The sequence below is a fragment of the Actinomadura citrea genome, from assembly GCF_013409045.1.
Classification (GTDB): Bacteria; Actinomycetota; Actinomycetes; order Streptosporangiales; family Streptosporangiaceae; genus Spirillospora; species Spirillospora citrea.
The window spans coordinates 8,497,003-8,515,175 of record NZ_JACCBT010000001.1 but is presented as its reverse complement, the minus strand read 5'-3'; the positions used below and the strand labels follow the sequence as shown (position 1 = coordinate 8,515,175).

17 protein-coding genes are annotated in these 18,173 nt (G+C 70.9%); 15 read left to right on the top strand and 2 right to left on the bottom strand.

Annotated features, from left to right (window positions below):
• The first annotated feature begins 272 nt into the window (after positions 1-272).
• The 7 genes from ftsH (at position 273) to BJ999_RS38975 (ending at position 5,871) form a co-directional block, all read left to right on the top strand.
• A complete protein-coding gene (gene ftsH / locus BJ999_RS39005) occupies positions 273-2,276 on the top strand; it encodes an ATP-dependent zinc metalloprotease FtsH (protein ID WP_179837861.1) in 2,004 nt (667 codons plus the stop codon).
• Positions 2,277-2,308: 32 nt separating this feature from the next.
• Positions 2,309-2,914, top strand: coding sequence for a GTP cyclohydrolase I FolE (gene folE / locus BJ999_RS39000; protein ID WP_179839116.1), 606 nt, complete (start codon positions 2,309-2,311; stop codon positions 2,912-2,914).
• Positions 2,915-3,070: 156 nt separating this feature from the next.
• Entirely contained in the window at positions 3,071-3,982 is a 912-nt protein-coding gene (gene folP, locus BJ999_RS38995; RefSeq protein WP_229810660.1) for a dihydropteroate synthase, read from the top strand.
• Positions 3,979-4,416, top strand: a complete 438-nt coding sequence (locus tag BJ999_RS38990; RefSeq protein WP_179837860.1) for a nuclear transport factor 2 family protein — start codon at positions 3,979-3,981, stop codon at positions 4,414-4,416. Before folP ends, BJ999_RS38990 begins: the two co-directional genes overlap by 4 nt.
• Positions 4,413-4,778 carry a dihydroneopterin aldolase gene (folB, locus tag BJ999_RS38985; protein WP_179837859.1) on the top strand — a complete coding sequence of 122 codons (366 nt, stop codon included), beginning with the start codon at positions 4,413-4,415 and terminating at the stop codon, positions 4,776-4,778. Before BJ999_RS38990 ends, folB begins: the two co-directional genes overlap by 4 nt.
• Positions 4,775-5,362: a 2-amino-4-hydroxy-6-hydroxymethyldihydropteridine diphosphokinase gene (gene folK, locus BJ999_RS38980; RefSeq protein ID WP_179837858.1), complete on the top strand. Its 588-nt coding sequence runs from the start codon at positions 4,775-4,777 to the stop codon at positions 5,360-5,362. The genes folB and folK overlap by 4 nt, the downstream gene beginning before the upstream one ends.
• Positions 5,359-5,871: a DUF3180 domain-containing protein gene (locus tag BJ999_RS38975; protein ID WP_179837857.1), complete on the top strand. Its 513-nt coding sequence runs from the start codon at positions 5,359-5,361 to the stop codon at positions 5,869-5,871. The genes folK and BJ999_RS38975 overlap by 4 nt, the downstream gene beginning before the upstream one ends.
• Positions 5,872-5,936: 65 nt before the next feature.
• Here the strand turns inward: BJ999_RS38975 and BJ999_RS38970 are convergent, their stop codons facing one another.
• Positions 5,937-7,085: an NADH-quinone oxidoreductase subunit D gene (locus tag BJ999_RS38970; protein WP_179837856.1), complete on the bottom strand. Its 1,149-nt coding sequence runs from the start codon at positions 7,083-7,085 to the stop codon at positions 5,937-5,939.
• A gap of 391 nt (positions 7,086-7,476) precedes the next feature.
• Between BJ999_RS38970 and BJ999_RS42700 the strand changes: the two genes are divergently transcribed.
• The 3 genes from BJ999_RS42700 to BJ999_RS38955 all read left to right on the top strand — a co-directional run bounded on the left by BJ999_RS42700 (position 7,477) and on the right by BJ999_RS38955 (position 10,780).
• The gene (locus BJ999_RS42700) at positions 7,477-7,824 is read left to right on the top strand and encodes a PH domain-containing protein (protein ID WP_229810659.1); all 348 of its coding nucleotides are present in this window, start codon (positions 7,477-7,479) and stop codon (positions 7,822-7,824) included.
• 278 nt (positions 7,825-8,102) lie between these two features.
• Positions 8,103-9,359 carry a PH domain-containing protein gene (locus BJ999_RS38960; RefSeq protein ID WP_229810658.1) on the top strand — a complete coding sequence of 419 codons (1,257 nt, stop codon included), beginning with the start codon at positions 8,103-8,105 and terminating at the stop codon, positions 9,357-9,359.
• A gap of 212 nt (positions 9,360-9,571) precedes the next feature.
• On the top strand, positions 9,572-10,780 hold the full coding sequence (locus tag BJ999_RS38955) for a cytochrome P450 (protein ID WP_179837853.1): 1,209 nt from the start codon (positions 9,572-9,574) through the stop codon (positions 10,778-10,780).
• 260 nt (positions 10,781-11,040) lie between these two features.
• Here the strand turns inward: BJ999_RS38955 and BJ999_RS38950 are convergent, their stop codons facing one another.
• Positions 11,041-12,096, bottom strand: a complete 1,056-nt coding sequence (locus tag BJ999_RS38950; protein WP_308427289.1) for an SAM-dependent methyltransferase — start codon at positions 12,094-12,096, stop codon at positions 11,041-11,043.
• 112 nt (positions 12,097-12,208) lie between these two features.
• Between BJ999_RS38950 and BJ999_RS38945 the strand changes: the two genes are divergently transcribed.
• From BJ999_RS38945 to BJ999_RS38925, 5 genes are all read left to right on the top strand, one after another.
• Positions 12,209-13,378 carry a sensor histidine kinase gene (locus tag BJ999_RS38945; protein ID WP_179837852.1) on the top strand — a complete coding sequence of 390 codons (1,170 nt, stop codon included), beginning with the start codon at positions 12,209-12,211 and terminating at the stop codon, positions 13,376-13,378.
• A gap of 76 nt (positions 13,379-13,454) precedes the next feature.
• Positions 13,455-14,144 carry a response regulator gene (locus BJ999_RS38940; RefSeq protein ID WP_179837851.1) on the top strand — a complete coding sequence of 230 codons (690 nt, stop codon included), beginning with the start codon at positions 13,455-13,457 and terminating at the stop codon, positions 14,142-14,144.
• Between the two features lie 160 nt (positions 14,145-14,304).
• Complete coding sequence (locus BJ999_RS38935) at positions 14,305-14,628, top strand: chaplin family protein (protein WP_179837850.1); 324 nt, start codon at positions 14,305-14,307, stop codon at positions 14,626-14,628.
• A gap of 251 nt (positions 14,629-14,879) precedes the next feature.
• Entirely contained in the window at positions 14,880-15,653 is a 774-nt protein-coding gene (locus tag BJ999_RS38930; protein WP_229810657.1) for an ABC transporter ATP-binding protein, read from the top strand.
• Entirely contained in the window at positions 15,653-18,148 is a 2,496-nt protein-coding gene (locus BJ999_RS38925; RefSeq protein WP_179837849.1) for an ABC transporter permease, read from the top strand. The genes BJ999_RS38930 and BJ999_RS38925 overlap by 1 nt, the downstream gene beginning before the upstream one ends.
• The last annotated feature ends 25 nt before the right edge of the window (positions 18,149-18,173 follow it).

Here is an 18,173-nt window from a genome sequence, read left to right as displayed (position 1 = left end):
TCGTTGCAAAGGTCGTTGACGGGTATAGGCAAGGGATGTGGGAGAACGGCGTCGGCTGCGTCTCCTGCGCCTGCGGTGTACCGTCGGTGTCCCGGACCTCGGGTTCGGGAAGCCATATGTGGGAAGCCGCCACGGTGGGACCGGAGCCCCGGGCGACGGGCCTTCCCGTTGGTCGCATTGTTGGTCGCAGTGGCGTCCGTCCCCAGGGACGGGCGAGGATCGCACACAGACGTTGGTCAGGAGGGACGGGCCCCTACGGGGTAACCGGATAAATGGACGTGAAGCGCTATTTTCGCGGGCCGCTGCTGTGGATCCTGCTGTTCGGCCTCTTGGTCGCCCTGGTCATGTGGGGCGTCAACCCCGGCCGTTCGTTCGAGAAGGTTGACACCTCCAAGGTCGTCCAGGAGATCAACGCGGGCCAGGTGAAGTCCGCGAAGATCATTGACAAGGACCAGCGGATCGAGCTGACGCTCACCAACGGCAAGCAGCAGCAGTCCTCCTGGGTCGAGGGCCAGGGGCTGCAACTGCAGCAGCAACTGCAGAACCAGGCCAACGCCGGCAAGCTGCCCGGCGGCTACAACGTTGATGTCCCGAAGCAGAGCTTCTTCCTGAACCTGCTGTTCAGCCTGCTGCCCATCGTGGTCATCGTGCTGATCTTCCTGTTCATCATGAACCAGATGCAGGGCGGCGGCTCGCGGGTGATGAACTTCGGCAAGTCCAAGGCCAAGCTCATCACCAAGGACACCCCGAAGACCACCTTCGCCGACGTGGCCGGGGCCGACGAGGCCCTGGAGGAACTGGAAGAGATCAAGGACTTCCTGCAGAACCCGGCGAAGTTCCAGTCCATCGGAGCCAAGATTCCGAAGGGCGTGCTGCTGTACGGCCCGCCCGGCACCGGCAAGACGCTGCTGGCGCGCGCCGTCGCCGGCGAGGCGGGCGTGCCGTTCTACTCGATCTCCGGCTCCGACTTCGTCGAGATGTTCGTCGGCGTGGGCGCGTCCCGGGTCCGCGACCTGTTCGAGCAGGCCAAGACCAACGCCCCCTCGATCATCTTCATCGACGAGATCGACGCCGTCGGCCGGCACCGCGGCGCGGGCCTCGGCGGCGGCCACGACGAGCGCGAGCAGACCCTCAACCAGCTGCTGGTCGAGATGGACGGCTTCGACGTCAAGGGCGGCGTGATCCTGATCGCCGCGACCAACCGTCCCGACATCCTCGACCCGGCGCTGCTGCGCCCCGGCCGCTTCGACCGCCAGGTCACCGTGGACCGTCCCGACCTGGAGGGCCGCAAGGGGATCCTGCGCGTGCACGGGCGCGGCAAGCCGTTCGCGCAGGACGTCGACCTCGACGTGATCGCGCGCCGCACCCCGGGCTTCACCGGCGCCGACCTGGCCAACGTGATCAACGAGGCGGCGCTGCTCACCGCGCGCTTCGATCGCAAGCTGATCGACATGGACACCCTGGAGGAGTCCATCGACCGCGTCATGGCCGGGCCGGAGCGCAAGACCCGGGTGATGTCGGAGAAGGAAAAGAAGATCATCGCCTACCACGAGGGCGGGCACGCCCTGGTGGCGCACGCGCTGCCGAACTCCGACCCGGTGCACAAGGTGACGATCCTTCCCCGCGGGCGGGCCCTGGGCTACACCATGACCCTCCCGATGGAGGACAAGTTCCTCACGACCCGTTCGGAGATGACCGACCAGCTCGCCATGCTCCTGGGCGGGCGCACCGCCGAGGAACTGGTCTTCCACGAGCCGACGACCGGCGCGGCCAACGACATCGAGAAGGCCAGCTCCATCGCCCGCAACATGGTGACCGAGTACGGCATGAGCGAGCGCCTCGGCGCGCGCAAGTTCGGCACCGGGCAGGGCGAGGTCTTCCTCGGCCGCGACATGGGCCACGAGCGCGACTACTCCGAGGACATCGCCTCCGCGATCGACGACGAGGTCCGGCGCTACATCGAGGGCGCGCACGACACCGCCTGGGAGATCCTCGTCGAGTACCGGGACGTCCTGGACGAGCTCGTCGTCAACCTGATGGAGAAGGAGACGCTGTCCAAGAACCAGGTGCTGGAGATCTTCGCGCCGATCCAGAAGCGGCCGCACCAGAACTCCTACACCGGCTACGGCAAGCGCCTCCCGTCCGACCGTCCGCCGGTGCTCTCGCCCAAGGAGCTGGCCCTGCTCGGCCCGCAGGACGTCACCGACCTGACCAAGAACAACGGCCAGAGCGGCGTCACCTCTGAGGCCGTCGACCCGGCCCCGGGCGAGAGCTGACGACCTTGGCGATCCCGTACGACGAGGCGCCGATCGAGAACGACCCGCCGGGCGAGACACTGCACGGCGGGCGTTTCGACCACGCGCGCATCGAGAGGGCCGTCCGCGAGATCCTGATCGGCATCGGGGAAGACCCTGACCGCAACGGTCTGCGCGACACCCCCGCCAGGGTGGCGCGCGCGTACGCCGAGCAGTTCGCGGGCCTGCGCCAGCAGCCCGAGGACGCGCTGACCACGGTGTTCGACGCCGACCATGAGGAAATGGTCCTGGTGAAGGACATCGAGGTGTACTCCGTGTGCGAGCACCACCTGGTGCCCTTCCACGGGGTCGCGCACGTGGGCTACACGCCCAACAAGAAGGGCCAGATCACCGGTCTGTCGAAGCTGGCCCGGCTGGTGGACGTGTACGCCCGCCGGCCGCAGGTGCAGGAGCGCCTGACCAGCCAGGTGGCCGACGCGATGATGAGGGTGCTGGAGCCCCGCGGCGCCATCGTGGTGATCGAGGCCGAGCACCTGTGCATGACGATGCGCGGGGTGCGGAAGCCGGGCGCGAAGACGGTGACGTCGGCGGTGCGCGGCGACTTCCGGGATCATGCCGAGACGCGTTCCGAGGCGATGAGCCTGATTCTCGGCCGCTGACAGACTCTCGGGTCTCCCCGGGTTCGTCCGAACGTCTGAACGGGCCTCAGTGTCAAGCTGAGGCCCGTTCTGCTGCTCCCGGAGGGTATGCCGGACGGATGGGGCGGTTGAAGCGCCGCTGCGGCCGGTCGATTCGAAGGCATAGGGTTGGGTGACATGACCAGTGCCGCCGTTCCGGGGCTGCCCGAGCCAGGGCGCTGCCTCGTCATGGGCGTGGTCAACGTGACCCCCGACTCCTTCTCCGACGGGGGCGCCTGGTTCGACCCGGAGAAGGCGATCCGCCACGGGCTCGATCTCGTGGGCGAGGGCGCCGACATCGTGGACGTGGGCGGCGAGTCGACCCGCCCTGGCGCGCAGCGCGTGTCCCAGGAAGAGGAACTGCGCCGCGTGGTTCCCGTCATAGAGGCGCTCGTGGCCGAGCACGTCCCCGTGAGCGTCGACACCATGCGCGCCGAGGTCGCCGAGGCCGCGGTCGACGCGGGCGCGCGGCTGGTGAACGACGTGAGCGGCGGCCTGGCCGACCCGGACATGCCGCGCGTCGTGGCCGCCGCGGGCGTCCCCTACGTGGTGATGCACTGGCGCGGCCACAGCCATGACATGTACAACCGCGCGATCTACACGGACGTGGTCCGTGAAGTGCGCGACGAACTCCTCCACAGGGTCGACGCCGTGCTGGGGGAGGGCGTCGACCCGTCGATGGTGGTGCTCGACCCTGGGCTGGGCTTCGCCAAGAACCCGGAGACGGGGCACAACTGGTCGCTGCTCGCCCATCTGGACGCGTTCACCGGGCTCGGTTACCCCGTCCTGGTGGGAGCGTCCCGCAAAGGGTTTCTGACGCGGCTCCTTGCGGAACCGGACGGGACGCGCCGTCCGTTCGGCGATTGCGATGACGCGACCGTGGCCATCACGTCTCTCGTGGCGGCCGCCGGGGCATGGTGCGTGAGAGTGCACAGGGTCCGGCCCAACGCGGACGCGGTACGAGTGGCGGCCGCGATGCGCGCGGCGCGTCCGGTCGATCAGGACAGCATCACCCAGGACAGCAAAGACGATGGGAGTCCCCGCCTATGAGCCGTGCCGTGAACCGCGCCGACGTGGACGAGGTCCATGCCGAGTTCTATGCCGCGTTCGAGGCCGGTGACTTCGACCGCATGTCGGCGGTCTGGGCGGACGGCCAGTACGCCGAGGGCGTCTCCTGCGTGCACCCCGGCTGGACGATGCTGCGGGGACGTGAGGCGGTCCTGCGCTCGTGGGCGCTCATCATGGCCAACACGTCCTACATCCAGTTCGTGCTCACCGACGTGGAAACGGACGTGTACGGCGACCACGCCGTGGTGACGTGTAAGGAGAACGTCCTGACCGCCGATGAGGACACCGAAGCGGGGTTCCTCGCCGGCGGAAGCATCGTGGCGACGAATGTGTTCGTACGGGCGGGCGGAGAGTGGCGGCTTCTGCTTCACCACGGGTCTCCCGTCCTCAACGTCGTGGATGCAGAGGAAGAATGACTCTCGACCGCATCGAGTTGCGCGGGCTTCGGGCACGGGGCCGCCACGGATGCCTGCCCGCCGAGCGCGACCTGGGCCAGGAGTTCGTCGTGGACGCAGTCCTCGGCCTCGACACGCGCCCCGCCGCGGAAGGCGACGACCTTTCGCGTACCGTCGACTACGGAGCGCTCGCCGGCCGGCTGGTCGCCGCCGTGGAGGGGGAGCCCCTGAACCTCCTCGAAACGCTGGCCGACCGGCTGGCGAAGATATGTCTGGAAGATCGGGCGGTGTCCGAGGTCGAGATCACCGTCCACAAGCCGAGCGCCCCGATCCCGCACCCTTTCGCGGACGTCGCCGTGAAGATCACGAGGAGTCGCCCATGACAGCGTCCGACCGCATGCCCGACCGCACCGCCACCGGGGGGCACATGCTGGTCCAGCACCGTGTCGTGTTCTCGATCGGCAGCAACCTCGGGGACCGCCTGGACAACATCCAGGAGGCGGTCGACGCCCTGTTCGACGCACCGGGGCTGAACTTCGTGGCGTTCTCCCGGGTCTACGAGACCGCCCCCTACGCGCCGCCCGGGGAGAGCATCCCCGAGCAGGGCGACTTCCTGAACATCGTGCTCATCGCCGACACGCGCCTGCCTCCGGAGAACCTGCTGGAGCGGGTTCTGAACATCGAGAACTCGATGCGCCGCGAGCGCGTGGTCCGCTGGGGTCCGCGCACCCTCGACATCGACATCGTGACTTTCGGGGACATCACGTCCGACGACCCTGATCTGACGCTCCCGCACCCGCGCGCGCACGAGCGCGCGTTCGTCCTCGTCCCGTGGTCCGACATCGAGCCGGACGTGCTGCTGACCGGGCACGGCCGCGTGGGAGACCTGGCCGAGGCCAGGCAGGCGGAGGGCGGCCCGTCGATCTGCCGCCGGCGTGACGACCTGGCTCTGCAGCAGCCTGCATGAAGCCGTCCCGCCCGCTGTTCCTCGTCGCCCTCGTGGTCGTCATCGGGGTGATCACCTGGGCGGTGCTGCGTTCCGCCTACCTGTCGTTGCCCCCGCTGCCGTGGACGGCGGTGCCGACGCTGCTGCTGCTCGCCCTCGGTGAGGCGTTCACCGGGCTGAACGTGTTGCGCCGCATCCGTCGCAAGCCTTCCAGCGGACGCGGGGCGGACGCCTCCCGCAAGCCGAGGCAGAAGCCGCTGGATCCCCTCGCGGTGGCGCGCCTGGCGGCCCTGGGGAAGGCCAGCGCGCATTCCGCGGCGGTCATCGCGGGCGTGTTCGGCGGGTTCGCCGTCAGCCTCGCCTCCTCGCTCGACAAGTCGACCCCCCGGCACGACTTCTTCGTGAGCGGCGGCACGTTCCTCGCGGCCGGCGTGCTCGTGGCGGCGGCGATCTTCCTGGAGTACGCGTGCCGGGTCCCCAAGGGGCCGGACGAGGAGCGCCGCGACCACCCCGGCGCGTCCCGAGCCTGAGGAGCGCCGCGGCGGGCCGGGACCGGCCGCGTTGCTCGCCGGGCCGGATCGCCCGCCTCGTCGCGCTACTTGTCGATGTCGCCGACGACGAAGAACATCGAGCCGAGAATGGCGATCATGTCGGCGACCAGGTTGCCGGGCAGCAGCTCCGCGAGCACCTGGACGTTGTTGTACGACGCGGACCGCAGCTTCATCCGCCACGGGGTCTTCTCGCCGCGCGACACCAGGTAGTAGCCGTTGATGCCGAGCGGGTTCTCCGTCCAGGCGTAGGTGTGCCCCTCGGGGACCTTCAGGACCTTCGGCAGCCGCTGGTTGATCGGGCCGGGCGGAAGCTCGGCGAGACGGTCCAGGCAGGCGTCCGCAAGGTCGAGGGACGCGTGCACCTGGTCGAGCAGGCACTCGAAGCGGGCCAGGCAGTCGCCCTCCGACCGGGTGACCACGCGGACGTCCAGCTCGCCGTACGCGAGGTAGGGCTCGTCCCGGCGCAGGTCGAAATCCACGCCGGACGCGCGCGCGATGGGCCCGGACACCCCGTACTGCAGGATCTGCTCCCGGGTGAGGGCGCCGACCCCCCTGGTGCGGGCCCGGAAGATCTCGTTGCCCATGATGAGGTCGTCGATGTCGCTCATGCGGGCACGGACCTCGGAGACCGCCGCCCGCGCGCGCGCCGTCCAACCGGCGGGAAGCTCGTCCTTCAGCCCGCCGACGCGGTTGAACATGTAGTGCATGCGTCCACCGGAGATCTCCTCCATGACCCGCTGCAGGACCTCGCGCTCGCGGAACGCGTAGAAGATCGGGGTGATGGCGCCCACTTCCAGCGGGTAGGAGCCGAGGAACATCAGGTGGTTGAGGACCCGGTTCAGCTCTGCCAGCAGGGTCCTCGCCCATACCGCGCGGACGGGGACCTCCATGCCGAGCATGCGTTCGACGGCGAGGACGACGCCGAGTTCGCTGGAGAACGCCGACAGCCAGTCGTGCCGGTTCGCCAGGACGATGATCTGCCGGAAGTCGCGGACCTCGAACAGCTTCTCGGCTCCCCGGTGCATGTAGCCGACGATGGGTTCGGCGGCCGAGATGCGTTCACCGTCCAAGGTGAGCTTGAGCCGCAGCACACCGTGCGTGGACGGGTGCTGGGGGCCGATGTTCAGGGTCATGTCCTCGGTGGCGAGCTCCTTCGCGCCCGCACCGATCCCGACGATCCGTTCGGTGGTCATGGTCGCGCCTCCGCCACTCCGATCACCGCTTCATGGTCCCATGGCGAGCGGTAGTCGTTATCCGGTTGACTAGGGGGCAATGAACGCGAGCCACGGCGAACCGCCATTCGATCCCGCCGCGCATCCTGGACAGCAGGGCGCGGTGCGTCCGCCCGCGCCGTCCGGTCCGGGCCACGGCGGTCAGCCTCCTGGTCAGGGACAGGTAGGGGCACCCTACCCGCCGCACCAGGGACAGCCCGTCTACCAGGCGGATCAGGCCTTCGCGCCTGGGGCCGGCCTCCGCTGGTCGCCCATTTCCCAACGCCATGCCTGGCACAGGCTCCTCACCGCGGTCCTGTGGGCGATTCCCGTGGGTGGTGTGGGCGCTTTCATCGTCTGGAGGAACGGAACCGTGGTCGCGGCGTCCATGTGGGTGGCCGCCGTTGTGCTCGGGGTCATCCTCACCTGGGTGGTCGCGGAACTTGACCGCAGGGCCTACGGCTACGTCGAGCGCGGCGACGATCTCATCGTGACCCATGGTGTCCTCGTCCGGCGCCTCATCGTGGTTCCGTATGGGCGGATGCAGTTCGTGGACGTCACTGCGGGGCTTCTGGAGCGGTGGATGGGTGTCGCCACCGTCCGGATGCACACCGCCGCCGCGGCGACGGACGCCACGATTCCGGGACTGCCCACCGCGGAGGCCGCGCTCCTGCGCGACCGTCTCGCGCAGAAGGGCGAGGAACGGGGCATGGGCCTATGAGCGGCCCTTACGGCCCCTATGGCCCGCCTGGACGGCCCGGCCCCTCCGGCCCGCCCGGGCCGCCTGGACCGTCCGGACCACCCGGACCACCCGGCCCGCCTGGGCAGCCGGGCCCTTACGGTCGCCCTGTGGGACCGTCGTACCAGCCGCCCCGGCCCGGGTATGGCCCGCCTCGGTCGCCGTATGCGTATGGTCCGCCGCAGCCGCAACGTCCCCCGGTCCGGTTCTCGGAGGGCACGCACAGGCTCCACTGGGCGACGGCCCCGCTGCGCGCGTTCGTGTTCCTCATCATCTACTTCGTCCTCCTCGGCTTCCCCCTGCTGCTGACGCAGACGGACAGTGGCATCACCTTGGCGCTCACGCCGGAGGTGGTCCTGCGGTTCATCATCGTGACCATCCCCATGGGACTGGTCGCAGTGGGAACCGGCCTGTGGACCTGGCTCGCACTGCGCTTCCGTGTCGACAACGACGACCTCGTCGTCGAAACCGGCATCCTGCGTAAGAACGCGCGCCGCATCCCGCTTTCGCGCATCCAGGCCATAGACGTCGTGCGTCCGCTGGTAACGCGGGTGTTCGCGCTTTCTGAAGTGCGCGTGGAGCTGGCAGGGGGCGAGCAGAGCGAAATCGCTCTCCGCTACCTGGGGCGGCAGTCGGCGCAACAGTTGCGTGCCGAACTCCTCGCCCGCGCCGCCGGGCTCCCGGGCCAGACCCCGGAAGCGCCCGAACGGCACCTGTGGCGCGTCCCGTTCGGCTCCCTGCTCGGGTCGCTCGTCGTGCGGCTGCCCGTCCTGGGGACGGTGCTGCTCTTCCTCGCGTCCCTCATCTTCCTCGTGATGTACGCCGAGGGCGGCATCCTGGCCATCACCATCCCGGTCCTGCTCGGCCTCATCCGAGCCGTGATCGCGCCGCTGGTCATGTACGCCAACTTCACGGTCGCGATGTCGCCGGACGGGATCCGCCTGCGCTACGGCCTGCTGGAGACCCGGATGCAGACGCTGCCGCCGGGCCGCGTCCAGGCCGTCAGCATCGTCGAACCGTTGATCTGGCGCAGCCTGGGCTGGGCCCGCGTCGACGTCACCGTGGCCGGATACGCGGGCGAGCGCCAGGCGCTCTCGTCGACCCTGCTCCCCGTCGCGCCACGCCACGTCGCCCTGCACCTCGTCTCGCAGGTCTTCCCCGGGACGCAGGTGGACGCGGTCACCCTCGTCCCCGCGTCCTCCAAGACCGTGTCGATAGAGCACGCGGAAGGCGCCGGCACCGACGACGTGGTCTTCGTGGCCCGGCACGGATGGCCCTGCCGCCGCACGGACGTGATCGCCCACGCGCGCGCGCAGAGCGTCAGGCTGACCGTGAACCCCTTCCAGCGTCTGCTGGGCCTGGCCACCGTCCACGTGGACGCGCCTCCGGGGCCGGTCCAGGTGGCCGCGGCGGACCGCGAACTGGGCGAGGCTCGCGCGATCGTCGAGTCCACCGCGCGCCGAGCCCTCGCCGCCCGCCGCGCCGGCGGCGGCGACCCCACCCACTGGGCCCGCTGACGACTTATCCCCAGAATCGCGTTCTACTTCCGCGCCCCTCGGCGTCCCCCGACGATGGAACACGTCGGCCCGCCCGAGGGGGGAGGGCGGGCCGACCCCGCCGAGAAGGGAACGCGATCATGTGTGAAGAGGCTGCCGCGGCGGCGCCGAAGGAGCCCGGCGCCAACACGGCTCCGCTCCAAATAACCGCAAAGGGCGCATATCGTCGGGACATGAGCGACCTGGCCTACGATCCCTGGTCCACCGCATTCGTGGCGGACCCGTATCCGGTGTTCGAGCGTCTCCGCGCGGAGCGGCCGGTGTTCTTCCACGAGCCCACCGGCCAGTGGGTGATCAGCCGGTACGAGGACGTCGACGCGCTGCTTCGCGACCGGCGTCTCGGGAGGTCGTACCTCCACACCGCGAGCCACGAGGAGTTCGGGCAGGAGCCGGAGCCCGACTTCCTCCAGCCCTTCTGGGACCTGATCCGCGCCGGGATGCTGGACGTGGAACCGCCCACCCACACGCGGTTGCGGCGTCTGGTGTCCAAGGCGTTCACGGCGCGCATGGTGGAGGGCCTGCGCCCGATGATCCGGCGCCTCGCCGAGGAGCTCGCGTCGGGGCTGGCGGACAGGGGCGGCGGCGACCTGCTGGCCGAGATCGCCGAGCCGCTGCCGGTGAACGTGATCGCCGAGATGCTGGGCGTCCCCGCCGAGGACCGGCACCTCCTGCGCCCCTGGTCGGCCGACATCTGCGGCATGTACGAGCTGAACCCGCCCGAGGACGTCCAGCGGACCGCCGTCCGCGCGGCCGTGGAGTTCTCCGACTACCTGCGGAAGCTGGCCCGCGCCCGGCGGGCCGAGCCGGGCGACGACCTCATCACCGCGCTGGCCCACGTCGTGGACGAGGGCGACCGGCTCACCGAGGACGAGCTGATCGGCACCTGCGTCCTGCTCCTCAACGCCGGCCACGAGGCCACGGTGAACGCGACGGGCAACGGCTGGTGGACGCTGTTCCGCAACCCCGGCCAGCTGGAACGTCTCCGCTCCGCCCCGTCGCTCGTGCCCACCGCGGTCGAGGAGCTGCTGCGCTACGACACGCCGGCGCCCATGTTCGAACGCTGGGTGCTGGAGGACATCAGGGTCGCCGGCGTCGACATCCCCCGCGGCGCCGAGGTCGCCCTCCAGTTCGCGTCCGCCAACCGCGACCCGGAGGTGTTCGCCGACCCGAACCGGCTCGATCTGGGCCGCGACCCGAACCCCCACATCACCTTCGGCCTCGGCATCCACTACTGCCTGGGTGCGCCCCTGGCCCGCATCGAGCTCACCGAGTCGTTCGGCGCGCTGCTGCGCGCGGCCCCCGCCCTGCACCTCACCACCGAACCAGAGTGGAAGTCCGGCTACGTCCTACGCGGCCTGACCGCCCTCCAAGTGGAGCGCTAGCAGCTCCACGTCACTCCACGTGGAGTGGTAGCCGGTCCGCGTCACTCCACGCGGTGCGGTAGCCGGTTCGCGTCGGTGGGGTGGGATCGAGACGTTGCTCGGCCGGTCTTGCGTTTGCCCTGAGCCGGGGTGCGGGCGTGGCTCGTTCTGCGGAGGCTGACCCAGAGGAGCAGACCCAGAGAAGCTGAAGCTCCGCCCGCAACACGACCCTGGGGTTGGGGATGCTGTGCGCGGCTCCCGGCCTGCGTCTTCCTGCTGAGTCAGTGGAGGTTCGGGTTCAGGTGGTCTTGCAGGGTCTGCTGGTCGGTTCGGGTTAAGGGGACGGGGATGGGGATGTCGATGGTCTGGGTGAGCCAGCCGAAGCCGCCCAGGCCGGTGGGGTCGGTCAGTTCGGCGTCCTCGCCGGCGTGGCAGAGGGCGGCCACGTAGGCGCGGGGGTCCTGGTGGGCCAGGTCGAGGGGTGGGCGGGTTCCCGAGAGCCCCAGGGCGCGCAGGGCCTCGCGCTGGGTCGTCAGGAGGCTGGACGTCGCTCCCGCGCGTCGTCCGGCGACCAGGCAGGCATCGAGCGCGACATGGGCGGTGACGTCGCATGATCCGTCCGGGACGGCGGGGACGGTCGCGCCGTCGCGGTAGCCGGTCAGCGACCCGTAGACCGGGCGGGACTCGCGGGAGTGCGAGTAGTCGACGGCGAGCGCGAGACCGGCGGACAGGCGGCCGATCACGGAGGACCAGGCGGCGCAGCGCGGATGCCCGATCTCGGCGCGGTCGCCCGGTTCGGCCAGCGGCCACCACTGCTCCATCCAGCCGCGGTCCTCGTCGGACGGCGGCGGCCCCGGTCGCTCGGTGCCGCTGAACGGGTCGACCAGGACGGTCCGGATGCCCTCGGGAGTGCGTTCCACCACGTCCAGCGGCACGTTGTCGAGCCACTCGTTCGCGACGGCCAGGCCGGTGATGCGGCCGGGCAGGTCGGGGCGCCAGACGATCCGGGACGGGAGGTCGGCGGGACGCGGTGCCAGCTCCACGGCCGTCGGGACGAGCCGGGCGTCCAGGTCGGGCGGCACGCAGCCCAGGATGTTGCCCAGCAGGCGGCCGGACCCGGCGCCGATGTCGACCACGTCCAGCCGGTCGGGGTGGCCGAGCAGGGCGTCGACCTCGACCAGCAGGCGGGCGATGGCGGCGGCGAACCGCGGCGAGGCGTGCACCGAGGTGCGGAAGTGCTCGGCGGGGCGTTCGCGCCGGTAGAAACCGTCCTCCCCGTAGAGGGCCCGCTCCATCGCGGCGCGCCACGTCAGCCATCCGGAAACCAGCGACTCCACGAGTGCGACGTTACCGTGAGTGGCGGGGCCCGGATGGGCCATCCCTGCGGCTGACACGGGTCCGACCTACGGCTGATCCCGGAGTGACCTGCCGGTACGTACGCTGGCGGGCATGGTGGCGAGCGCATGGGAGTGGCTGCGGGGCAAGAAGCCGCTCGTCGACGCCTTCTTCGCGCTGCCGGTCCTGTTCTTCTCGGTGCCGTCACTGTTGGTGGGGCCGAGCGGGATCGGCACGGGGCACTACGTGCTGCTGACCATTGCGCTGACCGGGCCGCTGATGCTGCGCCGGACGTTCCCCCGGACGGTCTTCGCCGTCATCGCGCTGGTCTCCTTCGTCCAGTGCGTGCTGGGGCAGATCCCGGTTCCGGCGAACGTGGCGGTCCTGATGGGGCTCTACACGGTCGCGGCCGGGTGCACGTTCCGCTGGGGGCTCGCGGCGGCGCTGATCGGCGAGGTGGGCTCGGTCATGGCGACCTACCGCTACCCGACCGGTGCCGACGACCGGAAGTTCTCGTTCGTCATGATGACGGTGCTGGTGGCGGGCGTGTACGTCCTCGGGCTGCACATGCGCACGCGCCGGGCGTACCTGCGTTCGGTGGAGGAGCGGGCCGAGCGACTGGAGCGCGAGCGCGACAACGAGGTCAAGGTGGCGATGGCGGCCGAGCGCGCCCGCATCGCCCGCGAGCTGCACGACGTGGTGGCCCACAACGTCAGCGTGATCGTCGTGCAGGCGGACGGCGCGTCCTTCGCCATCGACACCGACGTGGGGCGGGCCCGGCAGGCGCTCGACACGATCTCCTCGACGGGACGGCTGGCGTTGGCGGAGATGCGAAGGCTCCTCGGCGTGCTGCGCGAGAACGACGACGCCGGGACGTACGCGCCGCAGCCGGGGGTGGCCCAACTGGACGAGCTGGTCGAACAGGTCCGCGCGGCCGGGCTGGCGGTGGAGTTCGAAGTGGACGGGACCCCTGCGGCCATGTCGGAGGGGCGCCAGCTCACGGTTTATCGGATCGTCCAGGAGGCGCTGACCAACACGCTGAAGCATGGTGGCCCGCGGGTGAGTGTGTCGGTACGGCTGTGCTACTCCGGCGACGCATTGGAGATCCGGGTGGTCGACGACGGTCGCGGTGCGGCGGCGCCCGACGACGGTCGCGGCCACGGGCTGGCGGGGATGCGCGAACGCGTGGCCGTGTACGGCGGGACGGTCGCCGTCGGCCCGCGCGCCGGGGGCGGTTTCGCGGTGGCCGCGATCCTCCCGGTTCGCGAGGAGGTCGCCGCGTGACCGGACGCGGCGAGCGGGATCAGGGCTTGCGGCGCCCCTCGCCGGGCGTGCGGGGAGTGGCGGACAGGGAGGTGGCATGACGGACGTGGCGGCGCCCATCCGGGTGGTGCTCGTGGACGATCAGGAGCTGGTGCGGGCCGGGTTCAGGATGGTGCTGGACGCGCAGCCCGACATCGAGGTCGCCGGCGAGGCCGGGGACGGGCTGCAGGCGCTGGAGCTCCTGCGGGGCACGCGGGCGGACGTGGTGCTGATGGACGTCCGGATGCCGCGGATGGACGGGATCGAGGCGACGCGCCAGGTGGTGGCGCGGTCCGGGCCGAAGGTCGTCATCCTGACCACGTTCGACCTGGACGAGTACGCGTTCGCCGCGATCAAGGCGGGCGCGGGCGGGTTCCTGCTGAAGGACGCGGGGCCGGCGCAGCTCATCGAGGCGATCAAGGCGGTGCACTCGGGGGACGCGGTCGTGGCGCCCAGCACGACCAAGCGGCTGCTGGACCGGTTCGCGGTGCATCTGCCGGACGCCGAGCAGAAGGCGATCGGGGCGCTGGAGAGCCTGACCGACCGGGAGAACGAGGTGCTGCGGCTCGTCGCGCGCGGGATGTCGAACGCGGAGATCGCCGGACGGCTCTTCGTCTCGGAGGCCACGGTGAAGACCCACATGGGGCGGATCCTGATGAAGCTCGGCCTGCGCGACCGGGTGCAGGCGGTCGTGTTCGCTTACGAGACAGGTCTGGTGAAAAGCGGTCAAAACGGCCCATCCGCGTGACGCCTTGGGCGCCTCGTGATCATCATTTGGCGCCATCCTGGGACGCGCATTCGATCTTCCTTACCGTAGCCGGGTAACTACCGTACGCGACGCCGTCTCAGTGGGCGGCGTCGGCACTGTCACCTCGGGCACTGCTAAGCCCACATACGGGAGGACTCTCGTGTTCAAGAAGCTTGCCGCCACCGGCATCCTCGGCTTCGCCATCGCCGGCTCCGCGCTCGCGGCGGCGCCCGCGTACGCCGCCACCTACGGTGGCGGGGATGACCACGGCAAGGGCCACCATGGCAAGGGTCACCATGGCAAGGGCCACGACGAGAACTGGTTCAGTCACAACAAGACCAGCGACAACTTCGGGATCCTGAACGGGACCCAGGTGATCGCGCCGATCTCGGTTCCCGTGGACGTCTGCGGCAATGCCGTCGCCGTCCTCGGCGGTGCGAGCGCCCACTGCAAGGGCGGCTCGTCCGTCAACTACGGGCACTGACACGGCACACGGCGGGCCGACCGCCCGTCGTCGAGGCGCCGGAGACCGACGCTGTCTCCGGCGCCTTCGCGTGCCCGCGCCCCGAACGGGCGGGGTCGGCGGGCGGGGGGACGGCCGTGTACGACTCAGGTCGTACGCGGGCGGGCCGGATAGCCGTGAGAGTGAGGCGGAGCGTGGCCGCCGGGTCGATGGCAGGGACGGCGCGGATTCCTAGCGTGGAGCGCGTCCATCCGCGATCCGAAGGAGTCACCGTGACCAGCACGTTCGCCGAGCCGCCCGGGGGATCCCCCGCCGCCGGGGCACCGCCGGCCGTCATCGCCGAGGGCGTGTCCAAGGTGTACGGGTCCGGTGACGCGGCCGTCCACGCGCTCCGCGGGGTCGGCGTCGGGTTCGCCAGGGGCGCGTTCACCGCGATCATGGGGCCGTCCGGATCGGGGAAGTCGACGCTGATGCACTGCCTGGCCGGCCTCGACACCGTCACCGGCGGGCGGATCGTCCTCGGCGACGCCGAGATCACCGGGATGGGCGACCGGCAGCTGACGATGCTGCGCCGCGACCGCGTCGGGTTCGTGTTCCAGGCGTTCAACCTGCTGCCCACGCTCACCGCCGAGCAGAACATCCTGCTGCCCTTGGAGCTGGCCGGGCGCAAGCCCGACCGGGCCTGGTTCGAGCGGGTCGTCGACACCCTGGGCCTGCGGGACCGGCTCGGGCACCGGCCGAGCGAGCTGTCGGGGGGCCAGCAGCAGCGGGTGGCGTGCGCCCGTGCGATCGTCGCCCGGCCCGAGGTGATCTTCGCGGACGAGCCGACCGGCAACCTCGACTCCCGCGCGGGCGCCGAGGTCCTGGGGTTCCTGCGCTCCTCGGTCCGCGAGATGGGGCAGACGATCGTGATGGTCACCCACGACCCGGTGGCCGCCTCGTACGCCGACCGGGTGGTGTTCCTGCGGGACGGGGAGATCGTGTCGGAGCTCTTCCAGCCGACCCCGGACGCCGTCCTGGACCGGTTGAAGGGCCTGGGGGCGTGATGCTGCGGACGACTCTCGCGGGCCTGCGCGCCCACAAGCTGCGGCTGCTGCTCACGGCGGCGGCCATCACCCTCGGCGTCGGCTTCATCTCCGGGACGTTCGTCTTGACGGACACGCTGGACAAGGGCGTCTCCAAGACGTTCGCCAAGTCGGCCGACAAGGTCGACTACGCGGTGCTGCCCAAGAGCGACGACTCCGGCAAGGGCGTCCCCCCGGCACTGCTCGGCAAGGTGAAGGCGCTCCCCGGCGTCAAGGACGTCCAGGGCGCCGTGAAGGGCGACGCCGCTCTCGTGGGCAAGGACGGCAAGGCGGTGGGCGACTTCCCGACGGTCGGGATGTCCGTGCCGTCCGGACGCCTGCTGCGCTACGACGTCGACAAGGGGCGTCCCCCGTCCGGCGGGGGTGAGGCGGTCCTCGACACGCGGCTCGCCAAGCGGGAGGGCTACTCCGTCGGGAACGCGGTGACGGTCCTGGATCACGGGTCCCGCCCGCACCGGTTCACGGTCGTCGGACTGGTCGACTTCGGCATCGACCAGGAGGCGAGCTTCCGGGGCGCCGTGGGCTTCGACCCGGCGACCGCGATGCGGATGACCGGCGAGAAGACCTACCGCGAGCTCGACATAGCGGGCGGGTCCGGGGACGCCGTCGAGGCCGCCGCGGGCGGCGCCTACCGCGTGTACACGGGCGAGGAGCTCGGCGCGCGGCTGGCCAGGGCGGCCGGTGCCGACACCAAGATCATCAGGACCGGTCTGCTGATCTTCGGGCTGGTCGCGATGCTGGTGTCCGCCCTGGTGATCTACAACACGTTCTCGATCCTGATCGCCCAGCGGATGCGGGAGATGGCGCTGCTGCGCTGCGTCGGCGCGACCCGCCGGCAGGTGTTCGGGGGCGTGGTGGTGGAGTCCGCCGTCGTGGGCCTGGTCGGCTCCCTGCTCGGCCTCCTCGCCGGGGTCGGCCTCGGTGAGGGCGCGCTGGTCGTGGTCAGCAGGCTGAACGAGCGCGTGGCCGTCGCCGGACCGTCCCTCGCGGTCCGGACGATCGTGATCGGGCTGGCCGTCGGGATCGTGGTGACGGTCCTGTCCGCGCTGCTGCCCGCCCGCGCGGCCACCCGGGTATCGCCGGTCGCCGCGCTGCGCGCCGACCTGGAGCCGGGCGCCGGACGGTTCAGGCTCGGCGTGGTGCGCACCGTCCTCGCCGTCCTGCTGGGCGCCGCGGGCCTGGCCATCGGCGGTCTCGGCTCGCTCGGCATGGAGAAGGGCGAGACCGCGATGTACGCGGTCGCGTTCGCCGGCGGCGTGTTCTTCCTCGGCGTGATCGCGGCGATGCCGGCGCTCGTCCGTCCGCTCGGACGGGTCGCGGGCGCGGTCCCGGCACGGCTCGGCGGCGTCCCGGGACGGCTGGCCGTGGCGAACGCGCAGCGCGCTCCCCGCCGCACCGCGACCACGACGATCGCGCTGACCGTCGGCGTCGGGCTGATGAGCCTGTTCGCGGTGGTCGCGGCGAGCGGCAAGGCGACGGCCGCGCACCAGCTGGAGGAGCAGTTCCCCGTCCAGTTCCAGATCCGGCCGCAGAGCTTCGAGGGGACCCTCCCGCATGCGCTCGCCGAGGCGCTGCGCACCCGGCCCGAGGTCGCCGGCGTGGTCGAGACCCGGCGCAAGGAGACCCGCGTCGGCGGCGTCGGCGGCGACATCTCGACGATCACCACCTCGGCGCTCGGGAGGATCCTCAAGCCGGAGGTCGAGCAGGGGTCGCTGGACGCCGCCCTGAAGCCGGGCACGGCGATGGTGGACGAGGAGACGGCCAAGACGTCAGGCCGCGCCCTCGGCGACACGGTGCAGGTCCGTACGGCGAACGGCACCGTCCCGGTGAAGATCACCGCCGTCTACGCGGTGGGTGCGGGCCTCGACGGGATCATCGTCCCGGAGCCGGACTTCACCCGGTACTTCGGCGTCCTGGACCCGTCGGGGATCTACGTCAAGACCCGCGACGGCGTCCCCGCCGCACAGGCGCGCCGGGCCGTGGACGACGCCGCGCGCCCCTACCCGGCCGCGAAGGTCGCCTCGTCCGCCGAGTTCGAGGAGACGCTGACCAAGGCCATCGACATGGTCCTGATGATCTTCGGTGGGCTGCTCGGGCTGGCGATCGTCATCGCGCTGTTCGGCATCGCGAACACGCTGACCCTGTCGGTCGTGGAGCGCACGCGCGAGTCCGCGCTGCTGCGCGCCCTCGGCCTCACCAAGCGCCAGCTCCGCCGGATGCTGTCGGTGGAGGCCCTCGTCATGGCCGTGATCGGCGCGGCCACCGGGGTCGTGCTCGGGGTGGGCTTCGGCTGGGCCGCGACGAACGCGATGGCGAGCGACTCGATCTTCTCGCTGCCCTACCTGCAGGTCATCGGGTTCGTGGTCCTCGCGGGCGCGGCCGGAATGGTCGCGGCCGTGCTGCCCGCGCGGCGCGCCGCGAAGACGTCCATCGTGGAGTCCCTCGCGCATGACTGAATGGGGGGCGGGGTGACGATCGTCA

What these genes read in the sequence shown, in the direction of transcription:
- BJ999_RS38955 (WP_179837853.1), top strand. Translation starts at nt 9,572, where the DNA reads ATGAGCGACCTGGCCTACGATCCCTGGTCCACCGCATTCGTGGCGGAC.
- BJ999_RS38970 (WP_179837856.1), bottom strand. Translation starts at nt 7,085, where the DNA reads ATGACCACCGAACGGATCGTCGGGATCGGTGCGGGCGCGAAGGAGCTC.
- BJ999_RS38925 (WP_179837849.1), top strand. Translation starts at nt 15,653, where the DNA reads ATGCTGCGGACGACTCTCGCGGGCCTGCGCGCCCACAAGCTGCGGCTG.
- BJ999_RS38940 (WP_179837851.1), top strand. Translation starts at nt 13,455, where the DNA reads ATGACGGACGTGGCGGCGCCCATCCGGGTGGTGCTCGTGGACGATCAG.
- folK (WP_179837858.1), top strand. Translation starts at nt 4,775, where the DNA reads ATGACAGCGTCCGACCGCATGCCCGACCGCACCGCCACCGGGGGGCAC.
- BJ999_RS38990 (WP_179837860.1), top strand. Translation starts at nt 3,979, where the DNA reads ATGAGCCGTGCCGTGAACCGCGCCGACGTGGACGAGGTCCATGCCGAG.
- BJ999_RS38945 (WP_179837852.1), top strand. Translation starts at nt 12,209, where the DNA reads ATGGTGGCGAGCGCATGGGAGTGGCTGCGGGGCAAGAAGCCGCTCGTC.
- ftsH (WP_179837861.1), top strand. Translation starts at nt 273, where the DNA reads ATGGACGTGAAGCGCTATTTTCGCGGGCCGCTGCTGTGGATCCTGCTG.
- folP (WP_229810660.1), top strand. Translation starts at nt 3,071, where the DNA reads ATGACCAGTGCCGCCGTTCCGGGGCTGCCCGAGCCAGGGCGCTGCCTC.
- folB (WP_179837859.1), top strand. Translation starts at nt 4,413, where the DNA reads ATGACTCTCGACCGCATCGAGTTGCGCGGGCTTCGGGCACGGGGCCGC.
- BJ999_RS38975 (WP_179837857.1), top strand. Translation starts at nt 5,359, where the DNA reads ATGAAGCCGTCCCGCCCGCTGTTCCTCGTCGCCCTCGTGGTCGTCATC.